This window comes from Marivita sp. (assembly GCF_051859345.1).
Lineage (GTDB): Bacteria > Pseudomonadota > Alphaproteobacteria > Rhodobacterales > Rhodobacteraceae > Marivita.
Genome location: NZ_JBHYFV010000041.1, coordinates 1 through 15,726 on the forward strand (window position 1 = coordinate 1; position 15,726 = coordinate 15,726).

Below are 15,726 nucleotides of genomic sequence, written 5' to 3' on the forward strand. Positions count from 1 at the left end.
GTCACCATCAAGCGCGGTCTGGCCTGGGTGATCGACGCGGCGCTGATCCTGGCCCTGGTGGTGCCGATTGTCGTGATGACCCTGTTTATCGCGCTGTGGTTCCTGCCGCTCTTGTTCTTCGTGGTGGGTTTTATCTATCGCGTCGCCACCATCACCAACCGGTCGGCCACATGGGGCATGCGCCTCATGTCCATCGAATTCCGCGACAGACGCGGTGAATATTTCGACTTTTCCCAAGCGTTCATGCACACGCTGGGATACACCGTGTCGATGTCGATCTTCCCGCTGCAGCTGATCTCGATTGCGATGATGTTCCTTACGGAACGCGGCCAGGGCCTCACCGACATGATGCTGGGCACAGTGGCGATCAACCGCCGGGCCTATTGAGGCCAGACATTCCCCACCCTGTGACATGCCGGGTGGGGACATCCATCACCTGCTTCTGTAGTGTTCCAGAACAAACACCCGAATGGCCGAGGCCAACCCGACTTCCATCTCGCGTGCTTCATCAATCTGTGCCGCCAACGCATTGATCGGCATTCCCTTTTCCACCGCGATCTCGCGAAACGCCTTCCAGAAGGCATCCTCCAAAGATACGCTGGTGCGATGTCCGCGCAGGGTCAGCGACCGTTTGACCGGGCGCCCGCTCATGTGGTGGATTTGCCGTCCAGATCGCGCCGCGCCTTGTCCGCGCGCGCTTTCTCCAGATCCCGTTGCGCCTTGGTGCGCCCGAACTTCACCGCGTTTTCATCAGCCCTGACACGCTTTTCATCGCGTGTCCTGGCCTTGCGAAACTGGGTGAGGTTGGTGACTTTGCTCATGGCAGGATGTGTAAGACATCCTCTGGCGCGAACCAAGGCCCTTTGACGCGGCCTTGGAAGCCATTTCGAAAGCCTACCCCTTGGGACCGATCATGTCCTCGGGGCGCACCACCCGATCAAAGGTTTCTGCATCGACGAAACCCAGCGCAATCGCCTCTTCCTTGAGCGTTGTGCCGTTCTTGTGCGCGGTCTTGGCCACCTTGGTTGCGTTGTCATAACCAATCGTCGGTGCCAGCGCCGTCACCAACATCAAAGATTCCTTCATCAGCTTGTCGATGCGCGGTTCATTGGCTTCGATTCCCAGAAGCATCCGCTCGGTAAAGCTGTCGGCCGCGTCGCCCAGCAATTGCATGGATTGCAACAGGTTGTAGCTCATCATCGGGTTGTAGACGTTCAGTTCGAAATGCCCTTGCGAGCCCGCGAACTTGATCGCGGCATCGTTGCCCATCACATGCGCCGCCACCTGTGTCAGCGCCTCGGCCTGTGTCGGGTTGACCTTGCCCGGCATGATCGACGATCCCGGTTCATTCTCGGGCAGGATCAGCTCTCCCAGACCGGACCGGGGGCCAGATCCAAGGAAGCGGATGTCACTGGCGATCTTGTAGCAAGACCCGGCGACTGTCGCCAAGGCACCCGACATGAACACCATCGCGTCATGCGCGGCCAGTGCCTCGAATTTGTTGGGGGCTGTCACAAACGGCAGGCCGGTGATGTCGGCCATATGCGCCGCAACGGTTTCGCCCCAGCCCTTCTTGGTGTTGAGACCGGTGCCGACCGCCGTGCCACCCTGCGCCAGTTCATAAATCCCCGGCAAGCACAGGTTCACCCGCGCGATGCCCTGACGGATCTGATGTGCGTAGCCGGAAAACTCCTGACCCAGCGTCAGCGGTGTCGCGTCCTGGGTGTGTGTTCGGCCAATCTTGATAATGTCCTTGAATTCTTCGGATTTTTGCTCAAGTCCCGCCGCCAGCTTTTCCAGCCCCGGCAACAGCACGTCGCGCACCATCATGGCGCTTGCGATATGCATCGCCGTCGGGAAGGTGTCGTTCGACGATTGGCCCATGTTGCAATGGTCGTTCGGATGCACCGGGTCTTTCGATCCGATGGTGCCGCCCAGAATCTCGATCGCGCGGTTTGCGATGACCTCGTTGGCGTTCATGTTCGACTGGGTGCCCGATCCGGTCTGCCAGACAACCAGCGGGAAGTTGTCGTCGAATGCGCCCTCGATCACCTCGCCTGCCGCCTGAATGATCGCATCCGCCAGCCGTGGGTCGAGATCGCCCGACGCCTTGTTTGCCTGCGCGCAGGCCTTCTTGATCACGCCCAGCGCACGCACGATGGCGATGGGCTGCTTTTCCCAGCCAATCGGGAAATTCATGATCGAGCGCTGCGTCTGCGCGCCCCAATACTTGTCGGACGGCACCTCAAGCGGGCCAAAACTGTCGGATTCTGTGCGGGTTTGCGCCATGATGGCCTCCTCGGTATGCGGTTGTATGCCGTTTAGCGGCAACCGCCGCCCGGAGCAATTGTCAAACTGGCGCAGGGGTTACTTGCGGAAGGTATCGAGGCTCACGACGTCCGCATCCTTGCGCCCACTTTTCGGCGCTTCGGGCGCGGGACGCTCGGCACTGTCTTTCTTGTCGTCCACGGATCGTGGCGCGGGCACCAGACTGCCCTCTTCTTCGTCTTCGCCGTCGGTGCTTTCAAACCGCAGACCGAATTCAACCGACGGGTCCACAAAGGTCAGTACCGCGTCGAACGGAATATAAAGCCGCTCTGGCGCATCCCCGAAGTTGAGCGTCACGGCAAACCCGTCTTCCGTCACTTCAAGCTTGTCGAACCAATGCTGCATGACAACGGTCATTTCGCCGGGATAGCGGTCCGACAGCCAGTCCGCGATTTCCACATCCGGGTGTCCGGTGTCGAAGGTGATGAAGAAGTGGTGTTCTCCGGGCAGACCGTCCTTCTGAACGTCCTCAAGAACGGTGCGGATCAAGCCGCGCATGGCCTGATGCATCAGGCTTCCATAATTGATGCCAGTCGTCATGGCGGATATCCCCCGAGTCTGCGTCGATCATATTGCATTAAATCGAAAACAAAAGGCCACCCGTACAGCAAAGTCGCGCAAAACCCGTCACCCGAAAACAGAACTGATTTCCCGCAGGATCTTTCGCCGGATCGCACGGGCGTAATCGCGATGCCCGCGCGCCGTTTCGACAAATCCGTCTGCGGTGATGACATTGCGCAGATAGAAATTGGTGATCGCCCGGCCCAGACCCTCTATGGCCAGCCCATTGACCGTCACCCCTGCCCGTTCGGCGGTGCGGCGGATACGGTTCACTTCGCCACCCGCGTTTGGTGTGCCATCCCCCGACATGTCGATCACCCGACGCGCGCAGTCCGGCGCGCTGTCGAAATGACCAAGCGCACGCGCCATTGCCTCGGCTGGTGCGGTGTTCGACATCACAAATGCACGCGGCAGGCGCTGAACAGCATTGGCGAAAAGCTGCACATGGCTGGGGCTGAGCATCTGTGTCCAGTCAAGGCTGACCTCCTGTGCATCAACTCCAGACCACTGAAGCACGCTAAGTGCAACCTGGTCACGCACAAGGATTTCGGCAATCTCGGGATCGCGCAACGCCGCAGCGAGCCCATCGACCCGCAAGCGAAATTCGCCCGGATCAACGGAATTTGACACGTCCATCGCGAGAACCAACGCGGTACGGCACGCCTGCGCGGGCTGGGACAGGCATAGGCATATGAACAGGGCGCGCAGTAACATTCCCCTCCATGATGCGCTGACACACGATCAGGTCAAGTAAAGAGTGAGCCAGGCAGTCGCCCGACAAAACGCACGTCGCTTGAGGTTTACATCTTGGAGCAGCGGTGACTTTTTGATCTTACTGACCGCACGAGGATCGCCCCGGCACTTGCCCGGGGGCCAGACCGACACACCACCACAAGGACATGCCATGCGCGCCGCTGTTATTCGCGACTTCAATCAGGACCTCGTCATGGAAACCGTCACCGACCCGGCCTGCCCCGACACTGGCGTGGTGCTCGAGGTGGCGGCCTGCGGCGTTTGCCGGTCGGATTTCCACGGCTGGACGGGTGAACATCCCAAGGTCAATCCGGGCGACATTCTGGGCCATGAATATTGCGGCACCGTGGTCGCCGCCGGTCCCTTGGCCACGCACAGGATCGGGGATCGCCTGATCGCGCCTTTCATCCTGTCTTGCGGCAGTTGCCCGGCCTGTCACACCGGTGTGTCCAACACCTGTGCGCATCAGATCGTGCCGGGCTTTGGCACACAGGGGGCTTACGCCGAACTGGTCGCCGTGCCGTTTGACCACAACCTTGTCCCCTTGCCCGACAGCATGACACCGGCGCTTGCCGCAGGTCTTGGCTGCCGCGTCACGACGGCGTGGCACGCTTTGACCGACCGCGCCAATCTGCGGGCCGGGGAATGGGTCGCCGTGCATGGCACCGGGGGGATCGGGCTGGCAACGCTGCTGCTGGCCAAGACGCTGGGGGCGCAGGTTGTCGTGGTCGATGTGGTCCAGGACAAGCTGGACCATGCCAAGGGTCTTGGCGCGGATGCGGCCGTCAACGCATTGGACACCGATGTGGCCGCGGCCATTCACGACATCACACGCGGCGGTGCGCATGTCTCGATCGAGGCGTTGGGAATCGAAGCGACCACCAACGCGTCGATTGATTGCCTGCGCACGCTGGGCCGCCACGTTCAGGTCGGCATGCCCGCCGGACCCTCTGGCATGATGCAGGTGAACATGCGCGGTATCTACAGCAAACAGCTGTCCTTCTTCGGAACACGCGGGATGCCTGCGTGGAAATATTCAACGCTTCTTGACCTGATCGAACGGGGCCAGGTCGACATCCGCCCGATGGTCGCACGCGAGGTGTCCCTGTCGGGGGCCAGCGCAGAATTGGCGGCGATGCACGGGCCAACCGCACCCGGAACAGCCGTAATCACGGATTTCACGCGTTAGGCGCGATGCGGTCCAAGCCAGTCATGAAGAGGGAAAGTGCAGGCTTCTGTTGCCAGGTGCCTGCGAACCCCGCCTTACGCTGCTAGGCGCAAGGGCTTAGATTTCGATATTACCAACCGCTTACGCGGCGAGTGCTACCGGAGCATTGTTGTCATTTGCAACTATACTTTGCGAACCGATAACGGTGGTATCTCACCGGGACAAAGCTAACGTGTTTAGACGTTCGTCGATCCTGTTTCGGCCCCATGATCCTGCAAATGACAGGTGTCTGGTGGAGCCGCCGGGTACCGCCCCCGGGTCCGAGCCGCTTATTGAACGCGCGTTTATGTCCATAGCCTTCTTGCGAAGACAGTTTGAATATCGGGCTTTTGCCCGCTGATTTCAAGGGGCATGTGCAACACATGCACGATCTCGGTAAAGATCGGCAAAAACAGTCGGATCGCGCCGACTTGCCCGGCCAGGGCGCGGTTTGGGACTGCCCGCACATCGGGCAGGCGCAGCACAAAATCAGCCAAAGAACAGGGCGGGTCGAAGTTGTGATTGGACCTGCCCGCACCCGTTGGGCATCCTGTCCAGATGAAACCCGTACTCGCCCTGCTGACCGCGCTCAGCCTGCTTGTCGCCCGCCCCACCGCCGCGCAAGAGATCGAGGTCGATCTTGAACTCGTGCTGTTGGTGGACGTGTCCCGCTCCATGACGCCGGGCGAACTTGAAATCCAAAGACGCGGATATGCAGAGGCGCTGCGCTCGGACGCGGTGTTTGCTGCGCTGCAATCGGGATTGCTGCAAACCGTCGCCGTGACCTATGTCGAATGGGCCGGCACGCAGGAGGTGGTGATCGACTGGCGCGTGCTTCAGACCCGCGCCGATCTGGACGCCTTTGCCGAGATCCTGACATCGCGGTTTGAGCCGTCTTTGCGCCGCACCTCGATTTCCGAGGCGTTGATCTTTGGATCGCGGCTTATTGAAACCAACATCTACAAGGGTCTGCGCCGCGTCATCGACATTTCAGGCGACGGCCCGAACAATCAGGGCCGCACAGTCACGGTCGCGCGCGATGCCGTGCTGGCCAAGGGCATCACGATCAACGGTCTGCCGCTGTTGACCCGCGAAGGCATAGACAGCTCGTGGCATCTTGAAAACCTCGACATCTATTACCAGTCCTGCGTGATCGGCGGTCCCGGTGCCTTTGTGATCCCGGTTTTCGACTGGGACGATTTCGCCGAAGCGGTGCAGCGCAAGCTGGTGCTGGAAATGGTGTCCCGTCCCGACCCCGAACAGGTGATCCTTGCCCAGTCCGTCCCGCTGGACCCGACCGATTGCCGGATCGGCGAAAAGATCTGGCAGGACCGTCGCCGTTATTGGGATATGCCCTGAGCGGCCGGCAGGTTGACGATCAGCAGCCACGCGGCAAAAACCGCTTCGAACAGGAAATACAGATGGGCCTTTGGAAAAGGCGGTTTATCAAGGACAAGCGACAGCGCCCGCCCGGCACCCGCCCCAAGATAGACAAACCCCATCATCGCATAGGCCCAGGGCGCATTCAGCCACAGGCAGGCCGCCCCGACGATGACAAACATCCCACCCGCAGAGGCCCGCAATTCGGACAGCCCCATTGTGGTTTCCCCGGTGTGCAGGTCCAGAACCCCGGCGGTATAGCGCGGGGCCAGCATCCCGAAGGCACCAAGGGCAATGGTCAGCAAGGCGGCAACAGCGTTCAGAATGTCGATCATGATGGTCCTCGTGGTCTTGGGTCACAGGATCATCTAGGCCGCATTTCCCCGCAATCATCAAATATTTGGCGCATTTCCGTGACACTGCTACAGTTCCACAAAAACCAGAGCAGCCCGTCATGTCAGCCGCGCCCACCCGAGTCCGTCGCCGCAAGGTGTTCTACATCCCCGGATACGACCCCTTCCCGGCCCGCCGGTACCGCGAGCTGTACCGCAGCGAAGGCGCGAAACAGGCCGAAATTTCCGACTACGGCCTGCATGTCGAAGCCGCCGACAGCGATGGTCCCTATGGCTGGCACGCCTCCGGGCTGATCGACGACACGCGTGTGATGGCGGATTTCGAGGTGCTTCTCTGGTCCGACATCGTGCGCAACAGCATGTCCAACAGCATCCCCGCGACCTATTGGCAACTGCTCCGCACCAGCTGGACCTATATCGCCTCGGGGACGCTGCGCCGTTTGGCCGTGCTTCCCAAAGGCCCGCTGATCGCAGCACTTTACCCGATTGGCGTTCTGATCCTGCAACTGCTGGCCGCTTTGCTGGCCGCACATCTGGCAGGCTGGATTCTAAGCACGCTGTTTCAGGCGGCAACCCTTTGGGCCATCGGTGACGGGGCGATCCTGCGCTGGGGCACATCCCTGCTTTACTGGACGCCATTCTTTGCCATCGTCGTTCTGATCCTGCGCTGGTTCAAATCGAAGGACCGCCGCATCTATGCCTATTACCTGATGCACGACTACGCTTATTCGGCCAGCCATAACGGCGCCACCCCACCCGAATTGCAGACCCGCATGGATACGTTTCGCGGCATCATCGCCACCGCGCTGTTGCAGGATTATGACGAGGTGCTGGTGGTGGGTCATTCCTCGGGCGCGCATCTTGCCGTGTCGATCCTCGCCGACATCCTGCGCGACACCCCGAACCTGTCCGCACGTCCCGCCCTGTCCTTCCTGAGCCTTGGCCATGTGATCCCGATGGTGTCTTTCCTGCCGGACGCCTGGCAATTGCGCGCCGATCTGCAATTCCTGTCCGAACGCGATGAAATTGTCTGGGTCGATGTGACCGCGCCCGGCGACGGCTGTTCCTTTGCGCTTTGCGATCCGGTCGGCGTGTCCGGTGTCGCCACCCGCGACAAGCAATGGCCATTGGTCTTTTCGGCGCAGTTCTCGCGGACATTGTCGGAGGAAACCTGGAACAAGCTGCGCCGCAAGTTCTTTCGCCTGCATTTCCAGTATCTGTGCGCGTTTGATCGGCCGCTTGACTACGATTACTTCAAGATCACCGCAGGTCCGATCACCCTGGGCCAGCGCTATGCCAACCGTCCGCCCTCGAAAAGCCGGATCGACGTGGCGGTGTCGAAATACACCTCTGTGAAACCGTGATCCCACCCAAACCGACATCCCGGCCCGACCGCGTGTCGCTGTGGCGGTATATGCGGCTGTTCCGAAAGGACATCCTGTCGGCCCAGCCGGACCGGCTTTATACCGCGTGGATGGCCGAGTTTCGCACGCCGTTCTTCCAATCCTACCTCGCCAACGATCCCACGCTCGTTCAAACCATCCTGCGTGACCGGCCCCGCGATTTCCCCAAATCCAACCGGATCGGAGAAGGGTTGCGCCCGCTCTTGGGGGAGTCGGTGTTCCTGACCAACGGTCCCACATGGGAACGCCAACGCCGCATCATCGACCCCGCGTTTGAACGTGGCCGACTGGCACAGTCCCTCCCGGCAATGTGGGAGGCCGGTCAGGCGATGGCCGCCCGCGTGCTGGGCCAGATCGGCGATGGCACAGAGGTCGAGGTTGAGGAAATCGCCAGCCACGCCGCCGCCGACGTGATCTTTCGCACTTTGTTTTCCATCCCCATCGAAGACGCCACTGCAAGCGAGGTGTTTCACGAATTCCGCGCCTACCAACGCAGCCAGCCGATCCTGAACCTTGCCGCTTTCGTGCCCTTGCCCCGCTGGATGCCCCGCTTTCACAAGGCCGAGACAAAACGCGCCGCCACACGCATTCGTCATCTTATCACCCGACTGGTCACCGACCGGATGGAGGCCATCCAGACCGGCACCGCGCCAGACGATCTGGCGACCCGGATCATGACAACACCCGATCCCGAGACCGGCGCATGTTTTACCACCGATGAGATGGTCGATCAGGTCGCCATCTTCTTTCTTGCCGGGCACGAAACCAGCGCCAGCGCCCTCGGCTGGGCGCTTTACCTCTGCGCCGCCTTCCCCGACTGGCAAGACCGGATCGCGCAGGAAGCCGCCGCAGTGACCGACGCGACAGAGGTCAGACGCCTGACCACCAGCCGCGACGTGTTCCGTGAAACCCTGCGGCTGTATCCCCCCGTCCCGATGATGGTGCGTGAAACCACGCAGGCAGAGACATTCCGCAAACGCGCCATTCCCAAAGCCGCGCAACTGGTGCTCAGCCCGTGGCACCTGCACCGGCACACCCGGCTTTGGGACAATCCCGATATGTTCGACCCGGCGCGCTGGCAAACCGAACAGGCACGCCAATCGGCGCGCGATGCCTACATGCCGTTCAGCGCTGGTCCCCGTGTCTGTCCCGGTGCGGGGTTTGCGATGGCCGAGGGACCGCTGCTGTTGTCGCTGCTCCTGCGCGTGGTCAAGATGACGCCCGTGGCGGGCAAGACACCGCAACCGGTGGCCCATCTGACGGTGCGCGCACGCGATGGGATATGGCTGAACGCCCAGCCCCGACGCACACCGGACACAGATGAACCGTCATCGGCGCAAAGTTAGCGCTAACCGACTGGCAAGGCGCTATCTTTTCGACAAAGGCTGATCTAGGACAACCGAAACCACACCATTCAACCTTGGGGACACGACATGACCGACACCGCAATGGCAGATCGCATCAAAACCGGCGCAGGATTTATCGCCGCGTTGGACCAAAGCGGAGGGTCAACCCCCAAGGCGTTGCGCCAATACGGCATCGAGGAAGACGCCTATAATGGCGACGCCGCGATGTTTGCCCTGATCCATGACATGCGCTGCCGCATCATGACCGCGCCGGATTTCACCTCGGACAAGGTGCTGGGCGCGATCCTTTTCGAACGCACCATGCGCGACACCGTCGATGGCGTGCCGGTGCCCACCTATCTTTGGGAAACGCGCGGCGTGGTGCCGTTTCTGAAGATCGACAAGGGACTTGAGGACAAGGCGAACGGCGCACAGATGATGAAGCCCATGCCGGGGCTTGAGGCACTGCTGGCGGATGCCAAGGCGATGGGTGTGTTCGGCACAAAGGAACGGTCGGTCATCCACGAAGCCGACGCGACAGGCATCAAGGCCGTGGTGGCGCAACAATTCGAGGTCGGAAAGACCGTCGTCGCAGCCGGTCTGGTGCCGATCCTGGAACCCGAAGTGGACATCAACAGCCCCACCAAAGCCGAGGCCGAGGATATCCTGCACGAAGAAATCCTGTCTCATCTCAATGCCTTGGACAGCGAAACGAACGTGTTGCTGAAGCTGACCATCCCGACCGAAGACGGATTATACGCCGATCTGGCAGGCCACCCCAACGTCTTGCGCGTGGTCGCCTTGTCGGGTGGTTACAGCACGGACGACGCCTGCGACCGTCTGTCCCGCAACCCCAACATGATCGCCAGCTTTTCGCGCGCACTGGCCGAAGGTCTGTCGAAACAGCAATCGGACGCCGAATTCAACGCCGCTTTGGGCAGCAACATCGACAAGATTTTTACCGCTTCAAAGTAAGGCACAGCCGACTCTGGCCTATGCGGGTGATGATTTTTCTTGCCCCGCATAGGTGATCCGCCGCAGCAGCCATTCGAACGGCCCAAGCCGGAAGGCCGTGCGCCAGATCGACAAGGCACCGATCAGAAGACCTGTCACGCCCACCGCCATCAACACGACCACCGGGCGTGACACCTCTTCCCAAAGACCAAAACCGTAGCCCGAAAACAGCGTCGACAGGATGATCGACTGGCCAAGATAAATGCTCAGGCTCGATCCTCCGGCTGCCAAAACACGCTGCATGACCGGCCCCGGCGGTCGGGACATCGCAGCGATCACGCCGAGGTACCCAAGCGTCGAAATGGGTGCCGCAATCAAGATCAGCGCCGACGCGGACGTCATGCCCTGCGCATGCAACATCCACGACGCAAGCAAACTTGTGGCAAGACCGGGGCCAAGACACCACCGCCGGGCGCGCGCCCAAAGCCGATGCTCCGCTTGGTCGATCATGCCCGATTTCACCGCCGCCAGCCCCAGACAGAACCACCCCAACGCCGCAATCCCCTGAAAGAACACCAGAAACGGGGACATGATGACGAATGCGATGGTTCTGAACCAGATGACAGCGAAAAAGCTGCCTGTTATCATGACCTCGCGTTCCAGTGCCACGATGTCGCCGGGGGTTTCCCCCTGCGATGTCACAAGCGTCGCAGAGGCAACGCTTTGGACAACCACCAGCACCGCACCGACCTTTACAAGTCGCCGGGCGTCCCAATTCCGCAACAGATAAAGGATCGACCCCATGACGGAATAGACGAACAGGATATCACCCGGAAAAAACAGGCAGCCATGCGCGACCCCCAGAAGGCCAAGCCCGATCATCCGATTGCGATAAAGCGTTCCAAAGGCAATCCGGTTGCGCTCTGCCGATTGCATCAGAAAGCCAAGACCGACACCGAACATGACCGAAAAAAGCGCGTAGCTCTTGTAGAGCGCCAACCCGTCGACCAGCCACAAAGTCACAAATTCAGCCGTTGATTGCGCAATCGGGGTATCGAACCCGTTCACCAACGAGAACCCGATGAACTGGACATTCACCACGACGATCCCGAAAAGCGCGATCAATCTCAGGTAATCCGGCATCAGGGCGCGCGGCGATCCTGTCATTCACGCACCTCGCACATGGCGGCGGTTTCAGGTGCGCTGAAAACCCGCTGACAAGAAGACCGGGTTGGCCCTGACACGTTTGCCCCCCTAGACACAAATATAGGTACACCGCCGGCAAGGGCGGCATGGTCAGCCCGCCTTCTTCAACTCTTCCACAGTAAACCCATAGCCACCGCCATCGACATAGCTGAGCTCGTTCTGCGTCGAATGGCGGCCCAGCGCGTCGTTGCGATAGGGGAAGCGACCAAACTTGCGGATCACCTCGCGATGCGCACGGGCGTGCAGCAGGTTGCCCGCCCCCTCTTGCGGCATCCGGTTCAGCATCAGGCGCACGCAGCGATCCTGATCACACAGGTTTTCGGAATGCATCAGCGGCATGTAGAAGAATTGCCGTGCCGGTTCGTCGATCTTCATGTCCCAATTCTTGCCGATCGCCTGCTTGGCGGCAGCAAGCGCAAACCGGTCAGACGAAAACGCCTTGGCCGAGCCACGGAACATGTTGCGGGGGAACTGGTCCAGCAGGATGATATAGGCCAAAGACCCGCTGGCATAGGTCAGCCACAGCGCGTGCCGCCCCTCCATTGCGCCGCTCCATCCGGCCTCGAAGCGATCACGGATTTCCTGATCAAGCGCATCTTCGGCCTTGTACCATCCACTTGGCCCGATCTCATCCAGCCAGAAACTCAGAACGTCTTCAGGCGTGATCATGGCTTTCTCCCGATCTTACGCGTCGTCTTCGAATAACTCGCAGAGATTATGCAACAAGCAACCCGTAAAATAGTCACTTTTCATGTCACTGCCGACACATGATGCAATTCGTTCACACTTGCCCGTATCAATCCGCATCGGTCTGGGCCTTGTCTTCCTTGGCGGCCAGAACTTCGGCTTCCGCCTCGGCCGTCTCGATCGCCCATTCCGAAGCGATCTCGACCGTCACCGGCGATGCCGTCGGCATCATGCGCTGGTAGGCGCTGGTGTCTTCGGAAGACGGCGCCGGGCGTTGCGTCATGCGATAGACCGCATACCCCGTCAGCGCGAGCAGCACGACGGCAAGAAGAATGAAATATCCCGGAGGTCCGAACACCTGCATCGCGTAACCAATGATCAGCGGACCCGTGATGGCCCCCACCCCGTTGACGAACAACAGCCCGGCCGACGCGGCCGCCATGTCCTCATGTTGCAAAAAGTCGTTCGTGTAGGCGATCAGCAGCGAATAGAGCGGGTTCGACAGGCCACCGATCAGGAACGCGGCGGCCAGCAGGATATAGAAATTGCTGCCAAGGATCATGCCCATCAATGATGCCAGCCCGGCAATCAACGCCGACAGGCCAATCAGCACGCGCCGGTCAAAGCGATCCGACAACCAGCCCACCGGATACTGGAACAACAAGGCCCCCACATAGAACGCCGCCGTGAACAACGGGATCTGGCCAATGCCCAGCCCGGCCTGTGTGGCATAGACCGCCGCCATACCGAACTGCGCCGCAAAGACGCTTCCCATCAGGAACATCCCGACGCAGCCAAGCGGCGACGTGTTGTAAAGCTCGACCAGCGTCATCCGCTTGGTGCTTTCGAACGCGGGTGTCGGAGAAATCGACAGAAGAATCGGCGCGAACGAGATCGAAACCAGAACCGAGGGGATCACGAACAACAGATACCCCGACGGATCCGGCACAACCAGCAAACCCTGCGCGATGATGATGCCCAGCATCTGCACAATCATGTACGCAGACAGCGCCTGCCCGCGGTTTTCATTGGTCGCCGAATTGTTAAGCCAGCTTTCCGCCGTCACATAGACACCACAAAAGCAGAACCCGATCACCACCCGACCCAGAATCCACGGAATCGGCTCCTGAAAGGTCGGAAACAGCAGCAACGCCGCAGATACCAGCGATCCAAGCGCCGCGAAGACCCGCACATGGCCGACCCGGCGGATCATGTCCGGTGTCACCCGTGACGCGATCAGGAAGCCTGCGAAATAGGCCGACATCACCATCGACATCTGAAACGGCGAGAACCCAAGGGTCGACCCGCGCACACCCAGCAAAGAGCCCTGCAACCCATTGCCCAACATCAACAGGAGCATGCCCAACAGCAGCGGCCAGGATGTTCGGATCACAGTTAACATTTCGCATTCCCTTGGTGTTTGGCCGTCGCGACCGAGTCGATTGCCCCCCCCGCGAGTTCAGCAGAACCGCAACCGCAATCACATGAGCGACCTTTTCACCTGCGATTCGGCGCAGATGGCCACGACCCTACGGGATGAGCAGCGAACTGTCCCCGTACGAGAAGAACCGATAGCGGTTGGCGATGGCGTGGGCGTAGATCTCTTTCACCCGGTCCTGCCCCATCAGCGCCGAAACCAGCATCATCAGGGTTGATTTGGGCAGGTGGAAATTGGTCATCAGCCCGTCCGCCACCTGGAACGTGAAACCGGGATAGATAAAGATGTCGGTGTCGCCCTCCCAAGGCTTGATCGACCCGCCGCGCGCCGCACTTTCGATCAGACGCAACGCCGTGGTCCCCACCGGGATCACCCGCCCGCCCGCCGCCTTGGTGGCGGCGATCTCGGCTGCAGCGGCCTCGGACACCCGGCCCCATTCGGCGTGCATCTTGTGGGTCGTGACATCCTCGACCTTGACCGGAAGGAACGTACCCGCGCCGACATGCAGCGTGACAAAGCTCATCCCGACACCGCGCGCCTGCAACGCCGCAACCAGCGCCTCGTCGAAATGCAGTGATGCGGTTGGTGCGGCCACCGCGCCGGAATTGCGCGCCCAGATGGTCTGGTAATCTTCCTTGTCCTGCGCGTCCGCCGGTCGTTTGGCCGCGATGTAGGGCGGCAAGGGCATCGCCCCCGCCTCGGCCAGCGCCGTGTCGAAATCACCGCCCGTCAGGTTGAACCGCAACAGCGCCTGCCCGTCGCTGCGCCCCTCAAGGGTGGCCGTCAGGTCCGAGGAAAACTCCACCTCTTCGCCCCCGCGCAGTTTCTTCAGCGGCTTGACCAGCGCCGACCATGTCCCGTCCGCCTGCGGTTCAAGCAGCGTGACCTCGATCCTGGCTTCCGTCAGCCCGGTGTCACCCACACGCCGCCGCACCCCGAACAACCGCGCCGGGATGACCTTGGTGTCGTTCAACACCAGCCGGTCCGTGGGCCGCAAGATATCGGGCAACTGGTTCACGATCCGGTCCGCAATGCCCCCCGCCTCGGCATGCAGCAGCCGCGCCGACGACCGTGGTGAGGCGGGACGCGTGGCGATCAGGTCTTCGGGCAGGTCAAAATCGAAATCACTGAGCTTCATGGGGCCGGTCCGCTGGTGTGTCTGTGGCCGCAGCTCTTACCGAACCTGAACGCGCAACAAAAGTAGAGAGCGTGCGTGACGCTGAGTGCAACAAGCGATCAGCTTGACCACGGTTCGAGCAGGGTGACGCTGATGGCGGGTGTGAGCCCACGATGACGGATGCTGCGTGTTGTATGAACGGCTGCTTCCATGTTCAGGTTCTCCGTTTAAGAGCTTTGATAAGGCGGGACAAGATACTGGGCTTCGTTTTGCAGTCCGCATCATAGAAACAACCACTCTCAAGATCGTGGTCCCAGCCGATACCATCTCGTTTCATTGCCGCTAAAGCCTCTGACGTGGCGCGATAGCGCTGCGTATGGTGAGTGAACATGTGATCTCTCTTCTCTTGAATGGCCTACGAATCTGTTTTAATTTCTCAAGTGAACTTGAGGTAAAGGATTAATTTCATGACCGTAGGACTATCGATCGGCGACCTGTCTGCGCGCACCGGCCTGGCAGTCTCCGCGATCCGGTTTTATGAGACACACGACATCATCAAACCCGTACGAAACAAGGGCGGACACAGACGCTATGGCCGCCACGACATCAGACGGTTGTCTTTCGTTATGGCCGCGCAAAAATTGGGATTTTCGTTGGCTGATATCGCGCCGCACCTCCGCCGCCTACCGGATCACAAAGCGCCGTCCAAAGCCGACTGGACCCGTATCGGGCACGCTTTTCGGCGCGAGATTGACGCGCGAATTACTGCGATGCAGGAACTGCGCGACAAGCTGGACGGGTGTATTGGATGCGGGTGTCTGAGCTTGAAGTCTTGCGCGCTTTATAATCCTGGCGACATTAAAGGCCGAGAAGGTGCCGGTCCGCGCAATTTGGTGGCCGGGTCTAGGATGAGGGGTGAAGCGCTTAGAAACCGGACATAAGCGAAAGCGCAGCGAAAGCTCACTTTGTCCGCGCTCCGGACTTTGGGACGAT

17 protein-coding genes and 1 other RNA gene are annotated in these 15,726 nt (G+C 60.5%); 7 read left to right on the forward strand and 11 right to left on the reverse strand.

Translation table 11 applies throughout. The features are described 5' to 3' along the window. Positions 1–387: RDD family protein (locus ACTIEN_RS18690; protein WP_439524669.1), on the forward strand; the 387-nt coding region annotated here is incomplete at its 5' end. A gap of 45 nt (positions 388–432) precedes the next feature. On the opposite strand, the gene ACTIEN_RS18695 is transcribed toward ACTIEN_RS18690, so the two are convergent. The 5 genes from ACTIEN_RS18695 to ACTIEN_RS18715 form a co-directional block, all read right to left on the reverse strand. Beyond that, positions 433–651, reverse strand: a complete 219-nt coding sequence (locus tag ACTIEN_RS18695; RefSeq protein WP_439524670.1) for a ribbon-helix-helix domain-containing protein — start codon at positions 649–651, stop codon at positions 433–435. Beyond that, a complete protein-coding gene (locus tag ACTIEN_RS18700) occupies positions 648–821 on the reverse strand; it encodes a DUF4169 family protein (protein ID WP_439524671.1) in 174 nt (57 codons plus the stop codon). Before ACTIEN_RS18700 ends, ACTIEN_RS18695 begins: the two co-directional genes overlap by 4 nt. 73 nt (positions 822–894) lie before the next feature. After that, a complete protein-coding gene (gene fumC / locus ACTIEN_RS18705) occupies positions 895–2,289 on the reverse strand; it encodes a class II fumarate hydratase (RefSeq protein ID WP_439524672.1) in 1,395 nt (464 codons plus the stop codon). Positions 2,290–2,367: 78 nt separating this feature from the next. After that, positions 2,368–2,868, reverse strand: coding sequence for an SspB family protein (locus ACTIEN_RS18710; RefSeq protein WP_439524673.1), 501 nt, complete (start codon positions 2,866–2,868; stop codon positions 2,368–2,370). An 87-nt stretch (positions 2,869–2,955) separates the two neighbouring features. Further along, complete coding sequence (locus ACTIEN_RS18715) at positions 2,956–3,603, reverse strand: DUF1194 domain-containing protein (protein WP_439524674.1); 648 nt, start codon at positions 3,601–3,603, stop codon at positions 2,956–2,958. Between the two features lie 190 nt (positions 3,604–3,793). Here ACTIEN_RS18715 and ACTIEN_RS18720 point away from each other — a divergent pair, with 190 nt between their 5' ends. Next, a complete protein-coding gene (locus ACTIEN_RS18720) occupies positions 3,794–4,831 on the forward strand; it encodes a zinc-binding dehydrogenase (RefSeq protein WP_439524675.1) in 1,038 nt (345 codons plus the stop codon). Positions 4,832–4,866: 35 nt separating this feature from the next. Here ACTIEN_RS18720 and ssrA read toward each other — a convergent pair. Beyond that, positions 4,867–5,220: a transfer-messenger RNA gene (gene ssrA / locus ACTIEN_RS18725) on the reverse strand. Positions 5,221–5,407: 187 nt separating this feature from the next. Here ssrA and ACTIEN_RS18730 point away from each other — a divergent pair. Continuing rightward, on the forward strand, positions 5,408–6,208 hold the full coding sequence (locus tag ACTIEN_RS18730; RefSeq protein WP_439509164.1) for a DUF1194 domain-containing protein: 801 nt from the start codon (positions 5,408–5,410) through the stop codon (positions 6,206–6,208). Here ACTIEN_RS18730 and ACTIEN_RS18735 read toward each other — a convergent pair. Beyond that, positions 6,190–6,564, reverse strand: coding sequence for a DUF4345 family protein (locus ACTIEN_RS18735; RefSeq protein WP_439509163.1), 375 nt, complete (start codon positions 6,562–6,564; stop codon positions 6,190–6,192). The two genes, ACTIEN_RS18730 and ACTIEN_RS18735, sit on opposite strands and share 19 nt — an antisense overlap. Positions 6,565–6,683: 119 nt before the next feature. Between ACTIEN_RS18735 and ACTIEN_RS18740 the strand changes: the two genes are divergently transcribed. The 3 genes from ACTIEN_RS18740 to ACTIEN_RS18750 all read left to right on the forward strand — a co-directional run bounded on the left by ACTIEN_RS18740 (position 6,684) and on the right by ACTIEN_RS18750 (position 10,306). Then, a complete protein-coding gene (locus ACTIEN_RS18740) occupies positions 6,684–7,946 on the forward strand; it encodes a hypothetical protein (protein ID WP_439524676.1) in 1,263 nt (420 codons plus the stop codon). Next, positions 7,943–9,331: a cytochrome P450 gene (locus ACTIEN_RS18745; RefSeq protein WP_439524677.1), complete on the forward strand. Its 1,389-nt coding sequence runs from the start codon at positions 7,943–7,945 to the stop codon at positions 9,329–9,331. The genes ACTIEN_RS18740 and ACTIEN_RS18745 overlap by 4 nt, the downstream gene beginning before the upstream one ends. Before the next feature lie 87 nt (positions 9,332–9,418). Further along, entirely contained in the window at positions 9,419–10,306 is an 888-nt protein-coding gene (locus tag ACTIEN_RS18750) for a fructose bisphosphate aldolase (RefSeq protein WP_439524678.1), read from the forward strand. A gap of 18 nt (positions 10,307–10,324) precedes the next feature. Here ACTIEN_RS18750 and ACTIEN_RS18755 read toward each other — a convergent pair whose 3' ends face one another. The 4 genes from ACTIEN_RS18755 to queA form a co-directional block, all read right to left on the reverse strand. Further along, entirely contained in the window at positions 10,325–11,452 is a 1,128-nt protein-coding gene (locus ACTIEN_RS18755) for a DUF418 domain-containing protein (protein ID WP_439524679.1), read from the reverse strand. A gap of 129 nt (positions 11,453–11,581) precedes the next feature. After that, positions 11,582–12,160, reverse strand: a complete 579-nt coding sequence (locus ACTIEN_RS18760) for a DUF924 family protein (protein ID WP_439524680.1) — start codon at positions 12,158–12,160, stop codon at positions 11,582–11,584. A gap of 127 nt (positions 12,161–12,287) precedes the next feature. Next, positions 12,288–13,580 carry an MFS transporter gene (locus ACTIEN_RS18765; protein WP_439524681.1) on the reverse strand — a complete coding sequence of 431 codons (1,293 nt, stop codon included), beginning with the start codon at positions 13,578–13,580 and terminating at the stop codon, positions 12,288–12,290. Positions 13,581–13,707: 127 nt separating this feature from the next. After that, positions 13,708–14,754, reverse strand: a complete 1,047-nt coding sequence (gene queA / locus ACTIEN_RS18770) for a tRNA preQ1(34) S-adenosylmethionine ribosyltransferase-isomerase QueA (protein ID WP_439524682.1) — start codon at positions 14,752–14,754, stop codon at positions 13,708–13,710. 446 nt (positions 14,755–15,200) lie between these two features. Between queA and soxR the strand changes: the two genes are divergently transcribed. Further along, a complete protein-coding gene (gene soxR, locus ACTIEN_RS18775; RefSeq protein ID WP_439524683.1) occupies positions 15,201–15,674 on the forward strand; it encodes a redox-sensitive transcriptional activator SoxR in 474 nt (157 codons plus the stop codon). The last annotated feature ends 52 nt before the right edge of the window (positions 15,675–15,726 follow it).

Coding starts and splice junctions, on each gene's coding strand:
- ACTIEN_RS18695 (WP_439524670.1), bottom strand. CDS start 651: ATGAGCGGGCGCCCGGTCAAACGGTCGCTGACCCTGCGCGGACATCGC.
- ACTIEN_RS18700 (WP_439524671.1), bottom strand. CDS start 821: ATGAGCAAAGTCACCAACCTCACCCAGTTTCGCAAGGCCAGGACACGC.
- fumC (WP_439524672.1), bottom strand. CDS start 2,289: ATGGCGCAAACCCGCACAGAATCCGACAGTTTTGGCCCGCTTGAGGTG.
- ACTIEN_RS18710 (WP_439524673.1), bottom strand. CDS start 2,868: ATGACGACTGGCATCAATTATGGAAGCCTGATGCATCAGGCCATGCGC.
- ACTIEN_RS18715 (WP_439524674.1), bottom strand. CDS start 3,603: ATGTTACTGCGCGCCCTGTTCATATGCCTATGCCTGTCCCAGCCCGCG.
- ACTIEN_RS18720 (WP_439524675.1), top strand. CDS start 3,794: ATGCGCGCCGCTGTTATTCGCGACTTCAATCAGGACCTCGTCATGGAA.
- ACTIEN_RS18730 (WP_439509164.1), top strand. CDS start 5,408: ATGAAACCCGTACTCGCCCTGCTGACCGCGCTCAGCCTGCTTGTCGCC.
- ACTIEN_RS18735 (WP_439509163.1), bottom strand. CDS start 6,564: ATGATCGACATTCTGAACGCTGTTGCCGCCTTGCTGACCATTGCCCTT.
- ACTIEN_RS18740 (WP_439524676.1), top strand. CDS start 6,684: ATGTCAGCCGCGCCCACCCGAGTCCGTCGCCGCAAGGTGTTCTACATC.
- ACTIEN_RS18750 (WP_439524678.1), top strand. CDS start 9,419: ATGACCGACACCGCAATGGCAGATCGCATCAAAACCGGCGCAGGATTT.
- ACTIEN_RS18755 (WP_439524679.1), bottom strand. CDS start 11,452: ATGACAGGATCGCCGCGCGCCCTGATGCCGGATTACCTGAGATTGATC.
- ACTIEN_RS18760 (WP_439524680.1), bottom strand. CDS start 12,160: ATGATCACGCCTGAAGACGTTCTGAGTTTCTGGCTGGATGAGATCGGG.
- ACTIEN_RS18765 (WP_439524681.1), bottom strand. CDS start 13,580: ATGTTAACTGTGATCCGAACATCCTGGCCGCTGCTGTTGGGCATGCTC.
- queA (WP_439524682.1), bottom strand. CDS start 14,754: ATGAAGCTCAGTGATTTCGATTTTGACCTGCCCGAAGACCTGATCGCC.
- soxR (WP_439524683.1), top strand. CDS start 15,201: ATGACCGTAGGACTATCGATCGGCGACCTGTCTGCGCGCACCGGCCTG.